Source organism: Aquabacterium parvum (genome assembly GCF_001447195.1).
GTDB classification, from domain to species: domain Bacteria; phylum Pseudomonadota; class Gammaproteobacteria; order Burkholderiales; family Burkholderiaceae_C; genus Aquabacterium; species Aquabacterium parvum.
Window position 1 is genome coordinate 1 of sequence record NZ_LFRI01000541.1, and the last position, 338, is coordinate 338.

The 338-nt window shown below is 57.7% G+C and carries 1 protein-coding gene and 1 pseudogene; both read right to left on the minus strand.

Features of this window, described 5'->3' with window-relative positions; all coding sequences use genetic code 11:
* On the minus strand, positions 1 to 131 hold a 131-nt coding region (locus tag ABG80_RS21730; protein ID WP_160322615.1), incomplete at its 3' end, for an IS1096 element passenger TnpR family protein.
* Between the two features lies 1 nt (position 132).
* Positions 133 to 338, minus strand: a pseudogene (locus tag ABG80_RS21735) (IS630 family transposase); the annotation flags it as partial.

A 338-nucleotide genomic window follows, 5' to 3' on the forward strand; every position in this document is an offset into this window, starting at 1 on the left:
TCCAGCGACTCATCGGGCCAATCTGGATCCGGCACGCCATATCTCCCTTCGGCGAACTCAAACTCATGCAGATGCCCGCCGTCCCACCCCATGGCACGCAGCAAAACCACATGCAGCTTGGGCAGGCGGATGCTAGTGTAGTGTTTCGTTCTGTTTGGAACTTATCTTGGAATTCGCCCGGATGACCTTCTGCAGGATGTCGCGGGCGCTCTTGGTCCAGATGAACGGCTTGGGATCTGTGTTGTGGTGCTGGACGTATTGATCAATGGCAGCGACCAGTTCGGGCACGCTGGTGAACACGCCTCGACGCAGGCGCTCGCAGGTCAGATCTCTGAAGA